The 18669-nt window shown below is 35.5% G+C and carries 13 protein-coding genes; 2 read left to right on the top strand and 11 right to left on the bottom strand.

Going from position 1 to position 18669, the window contains the following annotated elements:
• Positions 1–125: 125 nt before the first annotated feature.
• From H6X70_RS07120 to rplM, 7 genes are all read right to left on the bottom strand, one after another.
• Positions 126–2531 carry an efflux RND transporter permease subunit gene (locus tag H6X70_RS07120; RefSeq protein ID WP_194766978.1) on the bottom strand — a complete coding sequence of 802 codons (2406 nt, stop codon included), beginning with the start codon at positions 2529–2531 and terminating at the stop codon, positions 126–128.
• Positions 2532–3142: 611 nt separating this feature from the next.
• Positions 3143–3700 (bottom strand): ribosome recycling factor, encoded by a 558-nt coding sequence (gene frr / locus H6X70_RS07115; RefSeq protein WP_194766977.1) that lies wholly within the window; start codon positions 3698–3700, stop codon positions 3143–3145.
• 41 nt (positions 3701–3741) lie between these two features.
• Entirely contained in the window at positions 3742–4449 is a 708-nt protein-coding gene (gene pyrH, locus H6X70_RS07110) for a UMP kinase (protein WP_228530293.1), read from the bottom strand.
• A 179-nt stretch (positions 4450–4628) separates the two neighbouring features.
• Positions 4629–5603, bottom strand: coding sequence for a translation elongation factor Ts (gene tsf, locus H6X70_RS07105; RefSeq protein WP_194766976.1), 975 nt, complete (start codon positions 5601–5603; stop codon positions 4629–4631).
• 85 nt (positions 5604–5688) lie between these two features.
• Positions 5689–6465, bottom strand: a complete 777-nt coding sequence (rpsB, locus tag H6X70_RS07100) for a 30S ribosomal protein S2 (protein WP_194766975.1) — start codon at positions 6463–6465, stop codon at positions 5689–5691.
• 202 nt (positions 6466–6667) lie between these two features.
• Entirely contained in the window at positions 6668–7054 is a 387-nt protein-coding gene (rpsI, locus tag H6X70_RS07095) for a 30S ribosomal protein S9 (RefSeq protein WP_194766974.1), read from the bottom strand.
• Complete coding sequence (gene rplM, locus H6X70_RS07090; protein WP_194766973.1) at positions 7054–7509, bottom strand: 50S ribosomal protein L13; 456 nt, start codon at positions 7507–7509, stop codon at positions 7054–7056. Before rplM ends, rpsI begins: the two co-directional genes overlap by 1 nt.
• A gap of 221 nt (positions 7510–7730) precedes the next feature.
• Here rplM and H6X70_RS07085 point away from each other — a divergent pair, with 221 nt between their 5' ends.
• Positions 7731–9362: an ABC-F family ATP-binding cassette domain-containing protein gene (locus H6X70_RS07085; protein WP_194766972.1), complete on the top strand. Its 1632-nt coding sequence runs from the start codon at positions 7731–7733 to the stop codon at positions 9360–9362.
• Positions 9363–9845: 483 nt separating this feature from the next.
• Positions 9846–11804, top strand: a complete 1959-nt coding sequence (locus H6X70_RS07080) for a YgiQ family radical SAM protein (RefSeq protein WP_194766971.1) — start codon at positions 9846–9848, stop codon at positions 11802–11804.
• Positions 11805–11807: 3 nt separating this feature from the next.
• Here H6X70_RS07080 and H6X70_RS07075 read toward each other — a convergent pair whose 3' ends face one another.
• From H6X70_RS07075 to polA, 4 genes are all read right to left on the bottom strand, one after another.
• On the bottom strand, positions 11808–14945 hold the full coding sequence (locus H6X70_RS07075; protein ID WP_194766970.1) for a DUF3427 domain-containing protein: 3138 nt from the start codon (positions 14943–14945) through the stop codon (positions 11808–11810).
• Positions 14942–15328: a (deoxy)nucleoside triphosphate pyrophosphohydrolase gene (locus H6X70_RS07070; RefSeq protein WP_194766969.1), complete on the bottom strand. Its 387-nt coding sequence runs from the start codon at positions 15326–15328 to the stop codon at positions 14942–14944. Before H6X70_RS07070 ends, H6X70_RS07075 begins: the two co-directional genes overlap by 4 nt.
• 83 nt (positions 15329–15411) lie before the next feature.
• Positions 15412–15630 (bottom strand): hypothetical protein, encoded by a 219-nt coding sequence (locus H6X70_RS07065; RefSeq protein WP_194766968.1) that lies wholly within the window; start codon positions 15628–15630, stop codon positions 15412–15414.
• Positions 15631–15647: 17 nt separating this feature from the next.
• Positions 15648–18503, bottom strand: coding sequence for a DNA polymerase I (polA, locus tag H6X70_RS07060; protein ID WP_194766967.1), 2856 nt, complete (start codon positions 18501–18503; stop codon positions 15648–15650).
• Positions 18504–18669: the final 166 nt, after the last annotated feature.

Here is an 18669-nt window from a genome sequence, read left to right as displayed (position 1 = left end):
GTTTTTTTCACCTAAATAATGTGCGAATCTGTAATTTAAGATGGTTTAAATAAAACAATAAACAACATCTATTTCGATTTAATTGAAATAGTTACATGTTTTGTTTGACTTGTTTTGTGATTTTTTTAAAATTCAGAATCTTTTTCGCCCTTATCATCTTCCTTCGGAATAATATTAATCGTAGGCTTTTTAAGTACCTTTTTATTAGCAATGCTACGCTCCAACGACAGTAATAATGAAGGTAACAGTAATAAATTGGCAAGCATGGCAAATAATAGCGTCATAGATACTAAAGCACCTAAAGCTACCGTACCGCCAAAACTAGAAATGGTGAATACTGAAAAACCAAAGAAAAGCACAATAGATGTGTAAAACATGCTTACTCCAGTTTCGCGTAAAGCGCCATAAACAGAGACTTTAATTTTCCATTTATTGGCTTGCAATTCTTGTCTGTATTTTGCTAAAAAGTGAATGGTATCATCTACCGAAATACCAAAAGCTATACTAAATACCAAAATGGTTGAAGGTTTTATAGGCACACCTAAATAGCCCATTAATCCAGCGGTAATAACCAATGGCAGTAAGTTTGGTATGAGCGAAACAATAATCATTCTCCCAGACCTAAACATATAGGCCATAAAAAGGGCGATTAAAATAATGGCTAAGGACAGGGAAATGGCTAAGTTTTTAACTAAATATTTTGTTCCCTTTTGAAAAACCAAGGCTTTTCCTGTCATGGTAACATTGTATTTTTCCTTAGGAAAAACTTTGTCGATTTTTGTTTGAAGATTTTCTTCAATGCGCTCCATTTTATCGGTGCCAATATCCTTCATGAAGGTCGTTATACGGGCATATTGGCCTGTACTATCTACAAAGTTTTTCAGCAAATCGACATTTGATGAAGAGTTTTTAGCGTAGGATAAAATAAAACTATTTTCTTGTGCCGTTGGCAATTGGTAGTATTTGGTATTGCCGTTATAATAAGCTTGTTTTGAATATTTAACCAAACCAACCACCGAAATAGGCTTCGATAATTCTGGAATTTCAATAATTAAATCCTCTAATTCGTCCATGCGTTTTAGTGTAGAGCGTTTCATAACGCCTTTTTTACGCTTGGTGTCTATCATGATTTCTAAAGGCATAATGCCATTAAATTCATCTTCAAAAAACCGAATATCTTTAACGAATTGCGATCGTTGCGGCATGTCTTCAATAAGGCTTCCCGAAATTTTTATTTGATAAATTCCTATAATACTAACTACAACTAAAATAAATGCCGTAATGTAAATGGTAATACGCTTATGTCTTACCATACGCTCCATCCAGTTTACAAATCCGCCAATCCAACGCCTGTTTAAATGCTCTAAATGACGGTCTTTTGGTGAGGGTAAAAAGGCGTAAATAATAGGAATAATAAGCAAACAAAGCATGAAAATAGCCAAAATGCTTAAGGAAGCTACAATACCAAATTCTTTTAAAAGTTTACTTTCGGTAAGAATGAATGTTGCAAAACCAGAGGCTGTGGTAACATTCGTCATTAGTGTGGCATTGCCCACTTTTGTAATAACACGTTGTAAAGATTTAATTTTATTACCATGAAGTTTAACTTCGTGCTGGTATTTATTAATTAAGAAAATACAATTAGGGATGCCTATAACAATAATTAAAGGCGGAATTAAAGCTGTTAAAACGGTGATTTCATAGTTTAGAAAACCTATGATGCCTAAGCTCCACATCACCCCGATACAAACTACGATAACAGATATAAACGTGGCTCTAAACGACCTAAAAAAGAAAAAGAAAATTAATGAAGTTACTAAAAGGGCTGCTAAAACAAACATCCCAATTTCATCTATAATGTTTTGCGCATTTAGAGTTCTAATATACGGCATTCCAGAAGCTCTAACTTCTAAATTATAGGTGTCTTCAAAGGTTTTTATTTGCGGAATTAATTCATCAAGAACAAAGTCTTTTCGTATTGAAGTGTTTACAATATCTTTTTTTAGATAAATAGCCGTTCGAATGGTTTTCGTTTCTTTATTGAATAGAAAGTTATCGTAAAACGGGTATTTTTTAAACAAATCATTTTCTAAGGTTTCTATTTGTGCTAGCGAGCTTACAGAATCTTTAATGAAGGGTTCAAGTATGAATTTTTTATCCTTAGTATCTTTTACAAGCTTTTGAAGGTCTTTTATAGAAACAACGGTTTCAACAGAAGGATTGCCTTTAAAACTGTTTGCCAGTTTATTCCATGCATTTAATTTTTCTACAGTAAAAAGGGTGCTGTCTTTAACTCCAAGAATTATTAAATTACCTTCCTCACCAAAAGTTTTTAAGAAATTATTATAGGTTATGTTTACGTCATGGTCGTCTGGCAGTAAATTAGCCTCGGTATTTGTGAAGCGCATATTATCCCATTTCTGACTTAACAGAAAGGTGGCTATAACGATACCAACAAGAATGATAATTTTATTACGTAAAATGAGTCTTGCAACGGCGTCCCAAAAATTTTCGGTAAAAAGTTTAAGCATGCTTTATTTTAAAGTTCGCAAAGGTAGGGAAAACGAGTAGAATACCTTATAATGAGACGTTAAAAGTGATTTTAAATGCAATATTATCGGGAAAAGTTGGTAGCTGAAACTTAAGCCAAACCCATATTATAATTTATTATTTTCGAAATCAGATTCTGTATAACTATAGTTTAAAGTGTAGAAATATGTCGTTTTGGGTTTGCCACATTACCAAGCGCATATCGTGTAATTAACACTAACTGTGTCGTGTATTTTGGTGAAAATATTAAATGTTTTATGAAATATTTTTGTTGAAGGGTGAAAAGCCTATCAGAAAAAAGCTCGTTAAAAGATATGGGCTTAAAACTGTTTAGTCCAGCAATAGAGAAGCCTTGTAATATTTGTGGTTTGTTCAGATTATTAGTGTTAGTTAATCATTGAGATGATACATGATTGACGAAAGTAACTGGTTTTTTTATATCTACAGGCTGTTCTGCCAATGATGTGAAGTATCAAAATTTGTAAAAATAAGAAGTGGCAGAATAATAGTATGATGTTTTGTATTAGTACGTGCAGTACGAAGACTAAAAAGAGATACAAAAAAAGCGACAATATTGTCGCTTTTTAGTTTTTTATACGGTCATGATTTCTTTTTCCTTATTTTCATAAACGTCATCAACCCTTTTAACATATTTGTCTGTTAGCTGTTGTACGTCAATTTCGCCGTTTTTCTTTAAATCTTCAGAAATATCGTCGTTCTTTTTTAACTCATGATTCGCTTCTTTACGAGCCGATCTAATACTAACTTTAGCATCTTCAGCTTCAGCTTTAGCTTGCTTTGCTAGGTCTCTACGACGCTCTTCAGTTAAAGGCGGTACATTTATAATAATAACTTCCCCGTTGTTCATTGGATTAAAACCAAGATTGGCGTAAGCAATTCCGCGTTCAATTTCTTGTAACATGTTTTTTTCCCAAGGTTGAACTGTTATGGTTCTTCCATCTGGAGTATTAACATTGGCTACTTGACTTAAAGGGGTTTGCGACCCGTAATAATCTACCATAACACTACCAAGCATGGCAGGACTTGCTTTTCCAGCTCTAATATTTGTGAATTGCTTTTCAAGATGGATAATGGCATTTTCCATAGCCTCTTTTGCGCTGTCTAATATAAATTGTACGTCTTCGTTCATTGTTTTAACTTTTTGTGATTAAATCAAAAATATGTCAATTCTTATACGTTAACTACGGTTCCAATATTTTCGCCCGAAACCACTTTTAACAAGTTTCCAATCGTGTTCATATCAAAAACAATAATTGGTAATTTATTTTCTTGACTTAATGTAAAGGCTGTGGTGTCCATCACTTTTAGGCCCTTACGTAAAACATCATCAAACGTGATGCTTTTAAATTTAACGGCTGTATTATCTTTTTCAGGATCTGCATTGTAAATACCATCTACACGAGTGCCTTTTAAAATCACATCGGCTTCAATTTCGATAGCGCGTAAAACAGCTGCAGAATCTGTTGTAAAGTAAGGATTTCCTGTACCACCTCCAAAAATAACCACGCGGCCTTTTTCGAGATGACGAATGGCTTTTCTTCTAATAAAAGGTTCGGCAACTTCGTTAATTTTTATCGCAGATTGCAAACGCGTTGGGATATCGGCATCTTCCAAAGCACTTTGTAATGCTAATCCGTTAATCACGGTTGCCAGCATACCCATGTGGTCGCCCTGTACACGATCCATGCCTTTACTAGCTCCAGAAACACCTCTAAAAATGTTTCCGCCACCAATAACTATGGCAACTTGTACGCCTTTATCGGTAATGGTTTTAATGTCTTGTGCGTATTCTGCTAGACGTTCTGGATCGATACCATATTGGCGTTTACCCATTAAGGCCTCTCCTGAGAGTTTTAGAAGTATTCTTTTGTATTTCATGGACTGGATTAATCGTTTTAAGCTTCTCACCCCCGTGAGAATAAAGTTTAGCAAAACTACATAAAATTTTTATTTTTTTGAATTTATCTGAATTCAGAATTTAAGAATAAAAAAAACCACCACTCTTAAACAAGAATGGTGGTTTATATTGTAAGGTTCCTGTTTTCACAGGAATTATATTATCCTACAGAAGCACGTTTAAATCCAGAGATTTCAACATCGCCGAATGTAGAAACATACTCAGCTACAGATTTTTTATCATCTTTGATGAATCTTTGGTCTAATAAACATTGCTCTTGATCTAAAGTGGTGTTATCAGAGATAAAACGTTGCATTTTACCTGGTAAGATGTTACCCCAAATTTTCTCAGGTTTACCTTCAGCAGCTAACTCAGCTTTTGCAGTTTCTTCAGCAGCAGCAAGAACTTCAGGAGTTAATTGTTGCATAGAGATGTACTGAGGTACGTTTTTAAGGGTTTTTCCTAAACGCCCTAATTCGATATTATCTTTTTCGATAACTGCGATTCTAGCTTCAGTTTCAGAAGCAACGAAAGCAGGATCGAAATCTTTGTAAGATAAAGAAGTTGCGCCCATTGAAGCAACTTGCATCGCTACATCTTTAACTAAAGTTTCAGCGTTATCAACTTTTGCAGTTAATCCTACTAAAGCAGCAATTTTGTTAATGTGTACGTAAGCACCAACATAAGGAGCTTCTAATTTTTCGAAAGAAGTGATGTCTAATTTTTCACCAACAACACCAGTTTGTTCAACTAATTTGTCTGCAACAGTCATACCTCCAAAATCGGCAGCTAAAAACTCTTCTTTAGAAGTTGTATTTAAAGCGATATCAGCTAATTGATTAGCTAAAGCCAAGAAGTTTTCGTTTTTACCAACAAAGTCAGTTTCACAACCTAATACAATAGCAACACCAGCAGTTTGGTCTGCATTAATTTTAGCTACAGCAGCACCTTCAGAAGAATCTCTATCGGCTCTTTTTTCTGCTACTTTTTGTCCTTTTTTACGTAAAACTTCGATAGCTTTATCAAAGTTACCTTCAGCTTCTACTAAAGCTTTTTTGCAGTCCATCATTCCTGCACCAGTTGCTTGTCTTAATTTGTTAACTTCAGCTGCTGTTACTTTTACTGTAGTACTCATAGTGATTATAATTTAAAAAAGTCGTTCAATACATTTTCTGTAAAGAAAAGAACTAAACGACTTATTTGTGTTGTATTAATGTTATTTATTCTTCTTCTTCAGCAGTTGCTTTTTTAGCAGCAGCTTTTTTAGCTTTAGGTGCATCATCTTCCTTTGCAGGAGCTGCATCTTTTTCTGCTTTGCGTTCTGCTAAACCACCTGCGATAGCAGTTGTTACGTGAGATAAAATTTTATCTATCGATTTAGAAGCGTCATCATTTGCAGGGATTACATAATCAACTTGACGTGGGTCAGAGTTAGTGTCAACCATTGCAAAAATTGGAATGTTTAATTTTTGAGCTTCTTTAATCGCGATATGCTCACGTTTAATATCTACTACAAATAAAGCACCCGGTAAACGTGTCATGTCTACAATAGAACCTAAGTTTTTCTCTAACTTAGCTCTTAAACGATCAACTTGTAAACGTTCCTTTTTAGAAAGCGTTAAGAAAGTTCCGTCTTTCTTCATTCTATCAATAGAAGCCATTTTTTTAACAGCTTTTCTAATAGTAACAAAGTTTGTTAACATTCCACCAGGCCATCTTTCAGTGATGTAAGGCATGTTAATGTCGCCAGCTTTTTCAGCAACGATGTCTTTTGCTTGTTTTTTTGTAGCAACAAATAAAATTTTACGACCAGAAGCTGCAATTTTAGCAAGTGCTGCTCCAGCTTCGTCAATTTTAGCTGCTGTTTTGTATAAGTTTATAATGTGGATGCCATTACGCTCCATGTATACGTAAGGCGCCATGTTTGGATCCCACTTACGTGTAAGGTGTCCAAAGTGTACACCTGCTTCAAGTAATTCTTTTACTTCTACTGCCATTTTTGTGATAGTTTACGTTCTGTTGAATTAGCAATGTTCCATTGGGCTTTAAGCTTTTTTAGCTTTGCTTTTGGCTTCATTTAGATGCTAAACTAAATCTTGATTTTACAATCAAGGCAACAATAACTTGTTTTAAAATTTTAATTCTGTTTGAAAATGATAAAGGAATCTGATATACAGATCCTGAACCAAGTCCAGGATATTAACGTTTCGAGAATTGGAATTTTTTACGCGCTTTCTTCTGACCGAATTTCTTACGCTCTACCATTCTTGGATCTCTAGTTAATAAACCTTCTGGCTTAAGTGTTAATCTGTTCTCAGCATCAACCTCACACATAGCGCGAGAAATTGCTAAACGAACAGCTTCTGCTTGTCCAGTAATACCACCTCCATATACATTTACTGTAATATCAAAGTTGCTGTCATTGTTAGTCAAAACTAAAGGTTGCTTTACTTTGTACTGTAAGGTAGCTGTAGTAAAGTAATTAGTTAAGTCTTTTTTATTAATCGTAATGTTTCCTTTTCCTGGAGAAACATAAGCACGAGCAACAGCCGTCTTTCTACGGCCAATTTTGTGAATTACTTCCATTACTTGAATTCGTTTAAGTTAATTGTTTTAGGTTTTTGAGCTGCATGTGCATGCTTGTCACCAACAACAACTGTTAGATTACGGAATAAATCTGCACCTAATTTGTTTTTAGGTAACATTCCTTTAACTGATTTTTCTACTACTCTTGCAGGATCTTTACCATACAATTCTGTAGCAGTTAAACTTCTTTGACCACCTGGGTATCCTGTGTGACGAATGTACGTTTTGTCGTTCCATTTGTTACCAGATAATGTGATTTTTTCGGCATTGATAACAATTACGTTATCACCACAATCAACATGAGGTGTGAAGTTTGGCTTGTGTTTACCTCTTAAAAGTTTTGCAACTTTAGAGCCTAAACGACCAAGCGCTTGACCTTCAGCATCAACAACTACCCACTGCTTATCTACAGTAGCTTTGTTGGCTGAAATCGTTTTGTAGCTTAATGTGTCCACACTAATTATTTTTAATTATTAAACATTCCTCTCTTAAAAAGAGTTTGCAAATTTACGATTATATATTTGATTACCAAATAGTGAGCTCACTTATTTTTAATTGTACTTATTAACTGATTTTGAATTCATTATAAGCCCTTTAAATTGAAAATCATTTTTAGTTAAATATTTGTTTTTCAAGACCATGCTTTTATTAGTTTTGCAGCTTTAAATTTTTGAATATGATTTCAGTTGATAATTTAGCCGTAGAGTTTAGCGGACATACCTTGTTCAGTGACGTGTCATTTACCATAAATGCCAACGATAAAATTGCATTAATGGGTAAGAATGGTGCAGGAAAATCTACCATGATGAAAATTATTGCAGGAGAACTAAGCCCTAGTAGAGGCAACGTGCGTTTTCCTAAGGATGCTGTAATTGCTTATTTGCCTCAACATTTATTAACGGAGGATAATACCACTGTTTTCGATGAAGCGTCTAAAGCTTTTAGTCATGTATTCGAAATGCGTAACGAAATGGAAGCTTTAAATAAGCAACTAGAAACACGTACAGATTACGAATCGGATGATTATATGAAAATTATTGAACGCGTTTCCGATCTGGGTGAGAAGTATTATGCTTTAGAAGATGTGAATTACGATGCTGAAGTTGAAAAGGCATTAAAAGGACTAGGTTTCAAACAAGAAGATTTTACACGATTAACTAACGAATTTAGTGGCGGATGGCGTATGCGTATCGAGCTGGCTAAAATATTACTACAAAAGCCTGATTTAATCCTTTTAGATGAGCCAACGAATCATATAGATATAGAGTCGGTTATTTGGTTGGAAGATTTTTTACTGAATAAAGCCAATGCCGTCGTGGTGATTTCACACGATAAAGCCTTTATTGATAATATTACCAATAGAACGATTGAAGTGACTATGGGGCGTATTTACGATTACAAAGCCAATTACTCCCATTATTTACAATTGCGTGAAGAGCGTAGAGCGCATCAAATAAAAGCTTACGAAGAGCAGCAAAAATTTATTGCCGATAATATGGCCTTTATCGAACGCTTTAAAGGAACCTATTCTAAAACCAATCAGGTGAATTCGCGCGAGCGTATGCTTGAAAAGTTAGAGATTATTGAAGTGGACGATATCGATACTTCGGCCTTAAAATTACGTTTCCCTAAAACTCAGCGTTCAGGCGATTATCCTATTACTGTAAAAGAGGTGTCGAAATCTTACGGCGATCATGTGGTGTTTAAAAATGCCAGCATGTCTATTGCAAGAGGTGAAAAAGTGTGTTTCGTAGGTCGTAATGGTGAAGGAAAATCGACCATGATTAAAGCTATTTTAGGTGAAATTGATGTTGAAGGTACTTGTGCTTTAGGTCATAATGTACAGGTGGGCTACTTTGCACAAAACCAAGCGGCCTTGTTAGATGAAGAACTTACCGTATTCCAAACCGTTGATGAAGTCGCTCAAGGCGATGTGCGAAAGCAAATAAAGAACATTTTAGGACGCTTTATGTTTAAAGGCGATGCTATCGATAAAAAAGTAGGGGTACTTTCTGGTGGTGAAAAAACCAGATTAGCCATGGTGAAATTATTACTAGAACCCGTAAACTTGCTGATTCTCGATGAGCCTACTAACCACTTAGATTTAAAATCGAAAGATGTTTTAAAAGAGGCTTTATTAGATTTTGATGGTACTTTGGTTTTGGTTTCTCACGATAGAGATTTTCTTCAAGGCTTATCTAAAAAAGTATTCGAATTTAAAGACCAACGTGTTATCGAGCATTTCGAAACGATTGACGATTTCTTAGTTAGAAACCGTATTGAGAGCTTGAAAGCGATAGATTTGTAATGGGCGTTTATTTGTTTAATCGGTTAATTGTTGAGTTGCCGTCACATTGAACTCCTGCCGGCAGGCATGGCGTTTCAGGGTCTCATGATTAAGTCTTTGGTGAAAAATAGTCTTATTAAAGATGCTGAATAGGAATATCCTCAATTGATTTTTTTTGTTTTAGAATGAAAAGACCTTTCAGGTTTTGAAACCTGAAGGGTCTGTGGAATCTCAGGGGTTTGTGGTGTTTTCTTTGTTTTATCAAAATTAAAACAGAACCATTAATCAAAGACGAAACTTCCGCGTTAGGGATTGAAACGGCATCCTTTTTTGTGTGTCCTAAAGTTGGTTTAGAACGTAAATATGAAGTTTAGAAAATACATGATTAATGACCTAAATGTTTATGAACAAAAAAGATATAGTTGAAAGCCTGACCCTTGGGTAACGCCCAAATTATTTACATTTAACATTTAAGAGTCTTTTTTTGACTAAATTTGCAGCGCTATGCAAGAGTTACAACTTTCAGATTGGTTACCTACCACAAACAAAGAGGTGAAAATACGCGGCTGGGATGCCCTAGACGTGATATTATTTAGTGGCGATGCCTACGTGGATCATCCATCGTTCGGGCCTGCTGTTATTGGACGTATTCTGGAAAGTTACGGATTGCGTGTAGCGATTGTTCCGCAGCCTAATGTGAATGATAACCTTCAGGATTTTGAAAAGCTGGGAACACCAAAATTGTTTTTTGCGATTACCGGGGGCTGTATGGACCCAATGATTAGCAATTATAACGCGAATAAAAAACGTCGTGATAAAGATGCTTATACGCCGAATGGCGATATTGGTTTTAGACCAGATTACGCCACTTCGGTGTATTCGAAAATATTAAAAGATAAATTTCCCGATGTTCCTATTTTAATTGGTGGGATTGAAGCGTCTTTACGACGTGTTACCCACTACGATTATTGGAGCGATAAGCTATTACCTTCTATTTTAGAAACCTCGAAAGCCGATATGTTGGTTTACGGTATGGGCGAGCAACCTTTACGAGAAGTGGTGCGTTTAATGCAAAAAGGGGTGCCTTTTAGTAGTATAAACACGGTGAAACAAACAGCCTTATTGGTTGATGGTGATGATAAGATTCCGAAAAACAGTAACTGGGAAGATGTTGAAATCCAGTCGCATGAAACCTGTTTAAAGGATAAAAAAGCCTATGCTTCTAACTTTAAAACGATAGAGCAGGAGAGTAATAAATTGGCGGCGCGACGTATTTTTCAGAAGATAGGTGATAAAACCTTGATGATTAATCCGCCGTACCCAACCATGACCGAAGACGAGATTGATGCCTCGTTCGAGTTGCCGTACACGCGTTTACCGCACCCGAAATACAACAAACGCGGACCAATTCCTGCCTTTGAAATGATCAAGTTCTCGATAAATATTCACCGTGGGTGTTTTGGAGGCTGTAGTTTCTGTACCATTTCGGCACACCAGGGGAAGTTTATTGCATCTAGGAGTCAGGAGTCGGTGCTTCGTGAGGTGGATAAAGTAGCGAATATGCCCGATTTTAAAGGCTATTTGTCTGATATTGGTGGCCCAAGTGCTAACATGTATAAAATGCAAGGGAAAGTACAGTCCATTTGCGATAAGTGTGTGGCGCCTTCCTGTATTTCGCCTGTAATTTGCAGTAATTTAGATACCTCGCACAAGCCGTTAACCAAGTTATACCAAGCGGTTGATAGTCACCCGAAAATTAAAAAATCCTTTATTGGTAGTGGTATTCGTCATGATATGTTGGTGCCGGAATTTAATAAAAATGCCGACCCGAAAGAATTAGACGATTACACCGAAGAGGTGATGACCAAGCATATTTCTGGACGTTTAAAGGTAGCGCCAGAACATACCAGTGATCCTGTTTTAAAATTGATGCGTAAGCCTTCGTTTAGTTACTTCCATAAGTTTAAGGAGCGCTTCGATAAAATAAATGTAAAGCATAAGCTGAAGCTGCAGTTGATTCCGTATTTTATTTCGAATCACCCAGCGTGTGAGGCTGAAGATATGGCTAACCTGGCTGCCGAAACCAAAGATATGGGCTTCCAATTGGAGCAAGTGCAAGGTTTTACGCCAACACCTATGACGGTGGCTACCGTAATTTATTATAGTGGTTACCACCCATACACGCTTAAAAAAGTAAAAACGCCTATTACGGCTAAAGAAAAAGAGGAACAACACCGTTTTTTCTTTTGGTATAAAGACGAAAATAAAGCCTGGATTAAAAAGACTTTAAACAAACTAGGGCGTCAGGATTTACTAAAAGTGCTACTTCCAGAAAAGAACGAAAAATGGCGTAAAAACAAACCTAAAGGCGATGCTAAACATACTTTTGATGATGCCGTGCCTTTTAATAAACGCAAGAATAAGGTGAAGTTTCAAGGGAAGAAGAATAAGAAGCGTAGGTAGGGTTTAACCAACAGAAAGCTTTGCGGCATCTTTCCATAAATAATGTGGCATCGGCTCTTGGAGTTCCCAGTTGATGCTCATAGGTTTTGAGCCGTAATAATCTTTTATATGACCTTCACCAATAAAAACGTAGCCAGCAGTGTTATCATAAGCGTCTTTTGCTTTTTCTCTAACGAAAAGTAAAACTCGTTTTTTTGTTTTTTTATGGTTTATGTATGATAGTCCTTTGCCAGTATCTGGCCTAGCTGAGTTTTGTGTTTGCCAATGAAACAATAATTCGTTAACGGCATAATCATCGTACATAGTTGTTGGAGAAAAGTTTTCTTCAGATTTGATGAGGTTAATGAATAAAAGTTCTGTGTTTAAATTTTTGTTTTCAACAGTGCCTTCCATACTTAAATACTTTTTTTCAAAACTACTTTTGTTGAAAGCTACTAAAATCTGGTCTCGAGTATAACGGCTGTGAACTTTTAAAGGTTGCTGATATGGAAGTGATATAGAAAGTTCTTTAAAATTAATCTTTTCAATTAATAGTACTAAAACCTCAATAATTTCTTCAACTAAAATGGTGTTTTTTCCAATTTGTTCGATGCTTTGTTCTAAAGAGGCAAAACCGCCTTCTTTTTGCCAAACATCGTAATGGAGCATGAGAAGCATGGTTTTTTCATTCTCGGTTAATCTAGATTTATTTATTTTGAATTTTTGTTTTGCTAGTTGAAGTAGGAATGTAAAGTAGCTTAATGAATTTGTTGAAAGCCATTTTTTTGAAATAGCAGATACAATAGCTTTTTCGTTAACAGAATCAAAATCATCTATTTTTCCTGCCAATTGGCATAAGCGTTTCCAACTTCCTCTTTTGTAAATTGATTGGAATGGAATATTGTAAAAGGTACTAAAATTGCCAATAGTTAATGGTAAATTGGTGTCATGTTGAAATTGTTGAATTTTTTGAATTAATTTGTTTTTATTTAATGAAGTTGCTGCAGAGATATTTTTAAGAATTGTTTCTTTAGTCTTTTTTTCTAAAACAATGGAGCAGCCTAAAGGAAGGTGAGGGAAATCATCTTCAACTTCTTTTAAAACAGTCGTGTTTGTTTTACCTATTAAGGCTCTAAATTTGCTTTCAAAATTGTATTCAGGTTTAGAATTACCAACAAAGTCTAGAACAGTTAGACAGTCTTTATCTTCATGAAGCCTTAAGCCTCTGCCTAATTGCTGTAAAAACACAGTTAAACTTTCTGTAGGTCTTAGAAATAGGACGGTGTCAATTTCAGGGATGTCAATACCTTCGTTAAACATGTCTACCACAAATAAGTAATTGATTTCTTTTTTTTCTAATTTTTGACGAATAGAAACTCTGTCATTACTGTTTTTACTTGTTAAATAATCGACTTTAAATCCTGCTAGAGTAAATTTTTCGGCCATGTATTTCGCATGTTCCATAGAAACACAATACCCCAAAGCTCTAACGTCACTTATGTCTTTTGTATACTTTTCTAGGGCATCAATTATCTCTCGAACTCTTCTGTCGCTTCCTGTGTATAAATCGGTTAACTCGCTAGCAACGTATTTTCCTCTAACCCATTTAACATTCGTTAAATCGATACTATCTGTAATTCCAAAGTATTGAAAAGGACACAGTAGTTTTCGGTTCATTGCTTCGGGTAACCTAATTTCTGCGGCAATTTTATTTTCAAAATCCTCTAAAATATCTCCACCATCCATTCGTTCAGGGGTTGCTGTAAGACCTAGTAGAATTTTTGGGTTAAAATAATTAATGATTTCTCGATAACTATTTGCTATTTGGTGATGACATTCATCAATAATGATGTAGTCATAATATTCTGGTGTCAGATTATAATTTTTGTACTGATTGTTTACCGTTTGAACTGAAGCAAATACGTATTCAAAATTATCAGGGACGAGACCGTCGACCCATAATTCTCCAATATTATTATTTCTTAAAACACCTTGAAAGGTTGAAAGTGATTTTTGAAGTATCTCTTTTCTATGAGCAAGAAAAAGTAGTTTTGCTGATTTATTTTCTTGTTTAAATCGTTTATAATCGAAAGCAGAAATAACTGTTTTACCTGTTCCGGTAGCTGCAACTACCAAATTTCGATATCGATTGTGAATGCTTCTTTCTACTTCTAATTTTTCTAAAACTTCATATTGATATGGAAATGGTTTAATGTCAAAAAAAGTAGTTGAGTTTTCATAAGGCTTACTAAATTTACTTTGTTTTAGTGCATTTTGAAGCTTTTCCTTATGAATAGAGTCATCAAATAATTCGAAGTCATCACTTTGCCAATATGCATCAAAAGTTTTTTGAAACTTGTCTATAATATGGCTTACTTCTTTAGTTGTAATTTTTAAGTTCCATTCTAACCCATCGGTGAGCGCGGACCTTGAAAAATTCGAAGAACCTATATAAGCGGTATGAAATCCTGTATCTCTATAAAATAAATAAGCTTTGGCGTGTAATCTTTCGTTAGACGTATTATACGATATTTTTACTTCTGTATTTGGTAGCTTTGCTAGTAATTGAATCGCTTTATAGTCTGTTGCTCCAATATAAGTTGTAGTAATTACTTTTAATTTTCCGCCACGTTCAGTAAATTCTCTTAATTCTTTTTCAAGAATAATGATGCCTTTAAATTTTATAAAAGAGACTAATAAGTTTATTTGGTTAGATGATAGAATTTCTTTTTTGAGTTCGCTTTCTAATGATAGTCCACCATTCCCTCCGGTAAATAGTTCACTTTGGGTTAATGTTGTGTATGGTGTTATTTCCTTGAGACGTAAATCTAAATTTGTAAAATGAGCATCAGTTTTAGAAAACACGGCTTTTAAAATCTCACCTTCAATATCTACTAAATCATCTTTAAATTCTTGTTTGTTTAGCTCTTCTTTAAGTAGATTTATAATTTTATTCGCAATTTTAATCTGTTCCTCTACCTTCGTTTTCCCAATAAAATCAAAAGCTTGTTTTATTGTTTTTCCTAAATGTTTAGAAAGAATTGTTGAAGCTTCCTCCTTATCAATTAAGCTTTTCTTTAAAAAGAACTCATCTTTATCAAGCTCACTCAATTTTGTATTAATAAGCTGAGTGATTAATTCTTCGTAAATACCTTGATTCATAATGATAAATATTCTTTTAAAATTGGTAAATCTGCTTCTGCCCAATCTAAGTTAGGTAGCTCCTCTTTATTTGCTAAAATAAAATCAGCATGTTCTTTAAGTTGTAATTCTCCTGAAATAAACTTAGCAATGAATGGGATGAGTTTAATTTTGAAATCTGGGTATTCATGAATTACAGGAGTCAATCTTTGTTGGACTTCAATATGAATATTTAATTCTTCAAAAATCTCCCTATGAATACAGTCTATTTCCGTTTCTCCAGTTTCAATTTTACCGCCTGCGAATTCCCATTTCAAAGGAAGTTTCATTGCTTTGCTTCTTTGAACGGCTAAGATCTTATCTTCGAAATGAACTATAGCACAAGTAACGGGAATTGTTTTCATAGGAATCCTTTTGACAAGAGAGCTAAATTTACATGAACTAAAAAGTGATTTAGTTTTTATTCTGTAATAAAATAAAAATTACATTAGGATTCATGCTTAATTTGCCAAAGATGAAATAGAATGTTTTCGTAATCGATTTTAGAACATTCGTTTTTAGTAATTTTTTCTATTAATGTTTGAATTTCATCATAGCTGTTTTTCTCTTCTGAAATCACTTGTTCCTTATGGTCAGGATATTGATTATTAAAAGTTTGTTTCCAACTTTCAAGTTCATCTATTATCCAATCTTGATAATTTTTCATTGGTTTGTTTTTTCCAATTAATGCGCCTCCAACCAATCACGACCAGTACCCAATTCCACATCAAGCGGAACTTCTAAAGTATAAGCGTTCTCCATCTCCGTTTTTACTAAAGTACTTATGGTTTCTAGTTCTGGTTTATACACATCAAACACCAATTCATCATGCACTTGTAGGAGCATTTTAGTTTTATAATTTCCAGCTTCCAGCTTATTATAGATGTTAATCATGGCAATTTTTATAATATCGGCGGCACTACCTTGTATGGGAGCGTTCACGGCATTACGTTCTGCTGCGCCTCGAACTACGGCATTTCTAGAGTTGATGTCTTTTAAATAACGACGACGCCCTAAAAGGGTTTGTACATAACCATTATCGCGAGCAAAATCTACCTGTTCGCTAATGTAAGCGCGAAGCTTCGGGTAGGTTTCGTAATAGGTGTCGATAAGCTCTTTGGCTTCCCCTCGAGATAAATCGGTTTGATTGCTAAGTCCGAATGCCGAAACGCCATAAATAATACCAAAATTAACCGTTTTAGCATGGCTACGTTGTTCGCGTGTCACTTCTTCTAAAGGCACATTAAAGACTTTAGAAGCGGTTGAAGCATGAATATCCTCACCATTTTTAAAGGCCGAAATCATGGTTTCTTCCTTACTTAAAGCGGCGATAATACGTAGTTCTATTTGCGAGTAATCGGCAGCCAGTAAAATATAATCTTCGTTTCGCGGTACAAAAGCCTTTCTAACTTGTCGGCCGCGTTCGGTACGAATCGGTATGTTTTGTAAATTCGGGTTGTTACTACTCAAACGCCCTGTCGCAGCTACCGTTTGCATATAATCGGTATGCACGCGTGCCGTAACTTCATCAATTTGATTTGGTAAAGCATCTACATAAGTGCTTTTTAATTTCGATAACCCTCTAAAGTCTAAAATATCCTGAACAATCGGGTGCTCCTTAGCTAAATAACTCAGGATGTCTTCACCCGTTTTATACTGTCCCGTTTTGGTTTTTTTAGGTTTGTCTACCAATTTCAGTTTCTCGAAAAGCACCACGCCCAATTGTTTTGGCGATGCAATATTAAAAGTCTCGCCAGCCGTTTCATAAATACGGGTTTCTAGGGTAGCGATGTCACTATTAAGTTGCTCCGAAAGGCTGTTTAAAAAGGCTTTATCTAAATTAATGCCTTCCAATTCCATAGCTGCTAAAACACGAAGTAGCGGAATTTCAATATCATCAAATAAAGTTTGGGTATTAGCCTCGCCCAATTCATTTTTAAAATGTTCTTTAAGCTGTAAGGTAATATCGGCATCTTCAACGGCGTATTCGGTTTGTTTTTCCAAATCGACGTCGCGCATCGACAACTGATTTTTACCTTTCTTCCCAATTAAAGTTTCAATAGAAACTGGCGTGTAATTCAAATACGTTTCGGCTAAAACGTCCATATTATGACGCATATCGGCGTTAATTAAATAATGCGCGAGCATGGTATCGAACAATTTGCCTTTTACCGAAATGTTGTATTTGGCTAAAATTTTAATGTCGTATTTTAAATTCTGACCCACTTTTTCAATGGCTTCATTTTCAAAAAACGGACGCAATTGTTCTATCAATTCTTGAGCTTCGTCTCTGTTTTCTGGAAATGGTAAGTAAAAGCCTTTGCCTACTTCCCATGAAAATGCAATGCCTACCAATTCTGCCGATAACGGATTTAACCCTGTGGTTTCCGTATCAAAACACACACTGGTTTGGTTCAATAAATTTTTAATAAATAATTTGGTGGCCATCCCCGAAGCGACACTTTGGTAAAAATGTGGGGTGTTTGCTATGTTTTTGCGCTCAAAAGTGTTTGTTGTTGGCGCTTCCGCGGAAGAAGGGTCTGCTCCAAACAAAGAGAATTGCCCTGCTCCAGCAGCCTTTACTTCTTTAGGCGATTCTTTGGTTTCTGCTACTTCTGAAGCTTTAGTAGTTTCGGTTGATGTTCCCGAAACCCCTTGAACAGCAAAAGTCTTGGTGAAATTATCAATTAATCTTCTAAATTCTAATTCTTGGAAAATCTCGGTCACTTTTGGAATATCAGGTTCCGACATTTCAAAGTCTTCCGCATTAAATTCCACAGGAACGTCCAGCATAATCGTGGCGAGTTTTTTAGAAAGTAAGCCCAATTCACCGTTAGCCTCCACTTTCTCTTTCATCTTCCCTTTAAGCTGATCGGTATTGGCAAGCAAACCTTCCATGCTTCCAAATTGCGCAATAAATTTTTTTGCTGTTTTTTCGCCAACGCCTGGAAGTCCAGGAATATTATCACTGGCATCACCCATCATACCCAGAAAATCGATCACCTGCATAGGATCCTCCACTTCAAACTTGGCTTTCACTTCAGGAATGCCCCATGTTTCGTAACCGCCTCCAAAAACAGGGCGGTACATAAAAATATTTTCGGTTACTAACTGGGCAAAATCTTTATCGGGAGTTACCATGTAGGTTTTATAACCTTCTTTTTCCGCTTGACGGGAAAGGGTGCCAATCACATCATCAGCTTCATAACCGTCCTTAACCATAATAGGAATGTGCATGGCTTTTAATATCTCGTAAATGTAGGGTACAGCTGTTTTTATGCCTTCGGGTGTTTCATCTCGATTGGCTTTGTAAGCCTCGAACATTTCAACACGATCGGCGCTACCGCCTTTATCAAAACAAACCGCTAAATGATCTGGGCGTTCACGCTTTATCACATCTAATAAAGAGTTCATAAACCCCATAATAGCCGAGGTATCTTCACCCTTCGAATTGATTCTTGGATTTTTTATAAAAGCGTAATAACCACGGAAAATTAATGCATAAGCATCGACTAAAAAAAGACGTTTTTGATCGGACATTGTATTTGTTTTGATAGAAAGTCAAAACTACGAAAACTTAGGCTTAATTTAAGAAATATAATACCTTGCTTTGCTGAGGTTGGTTAAAATAGTTAACATCAAAAAGATTTATTTGGAAGGTCTGTAGTAGCCTTTTTTTGAAACGTGGTACATGGCCTATCGAAGA

Origin of the sequence: Tamlana sp. I1 (assembly GCF_015355625.1) — a bacterium.
Lineage (GTDB): Bacteria > Bacteroidota > Bacteroidia > Flavobacteriales > Flavobacteriaceae > Pseudotamlana.
This window is presented reverse-complemented; position numbering and strand designations above follow the sequence as displayed.

Excerpts from the sequence above, each read along its gene's own strand:
- H6X70_RS07120 (WP_194766978.1), bottom strand. The coding sequence starts at position 2,531 with ATGCTTAAACTTTTTACCGAAAATTTTTGGGACGCCGTTGCAAGACTC.
- frr (WP_194766977.1), bottom strand. The coding sequence starts at position 3,700 with ATGAACGAAGACGTACAATTTATATTAGACAGCGCAAAAGAGGCTATG.
- pyrH (WP_228530293.1), bottom strand. The coding sequence starts at position 4,449 with ATGAAATACAAAAGAATACTTCTAAAACTCTCAGGAGAGGCCTTAATG.
- tsf (WP_194766976.1), bottom strand. The coding sequence starts at position 5,603 with ATGAGTACTACAGTAAAAGTAACAGCAGCTGAAGTTAACAAATTAAGA.
- rpsB (WP_194766975.1), bottom strand. The coding sequence starts at position 6,465 with ATGGCAGTAGAAGTAAAAGAATTACTTGAAGCAGGTGTACACTTTGGA.
- rpsI (WP_194766974.1), bottom strand. The coding sequence starts at position 7,054 with ATGGAAGTAATTCACAAAATTGGCCGTAGAAAGACGGCTGTTGCTCGT.
- H6X70_RS07085 (WP_194766972.1), top strand. The coding sequence starts at position 7,731 with ATGATTTCAGTTGATAATTTAGCCGTAGAGTTTAGCGGACATACCTTG.
- H6X70_RS07080 (WP_194766971.1), top strand. The coding sequence starts at position 9,846 with ATGCAAGAGTTACAACTTTCAGATTGGTTACCTACCACAAACAAAGAG.
- H6X70_RS07075 (WP_194766970.1), bottom strand. The coding sequence starts at position 14,945 with ATGAATCAAGGTATTTACGAAGAATTAATCACTCAGCTTATTAATACA.
- H6X70_RS07070 (WP_194766969.1), bottom strand. The coding sequence starts at position 15,328 with ATGAAAACAATTCCCGTTACTTGTGCTATAGTTCATTTCGAAGATAAG.
- H6X70_RS07065 (WP_194766968.1), bottom strand. The coding sequence starts at position 15,630 with ATGAAAAATTATCAAGATTGGATAATAGATGAACTTGAAAGTTGGAAA.
- polA (WP_194766967.1), bottom strand. The coding sequence starts at position 18,503 with ATGTCCGATCAAAAACGTCTTTTTTTAGTCGATGCTTATGCATTAATT.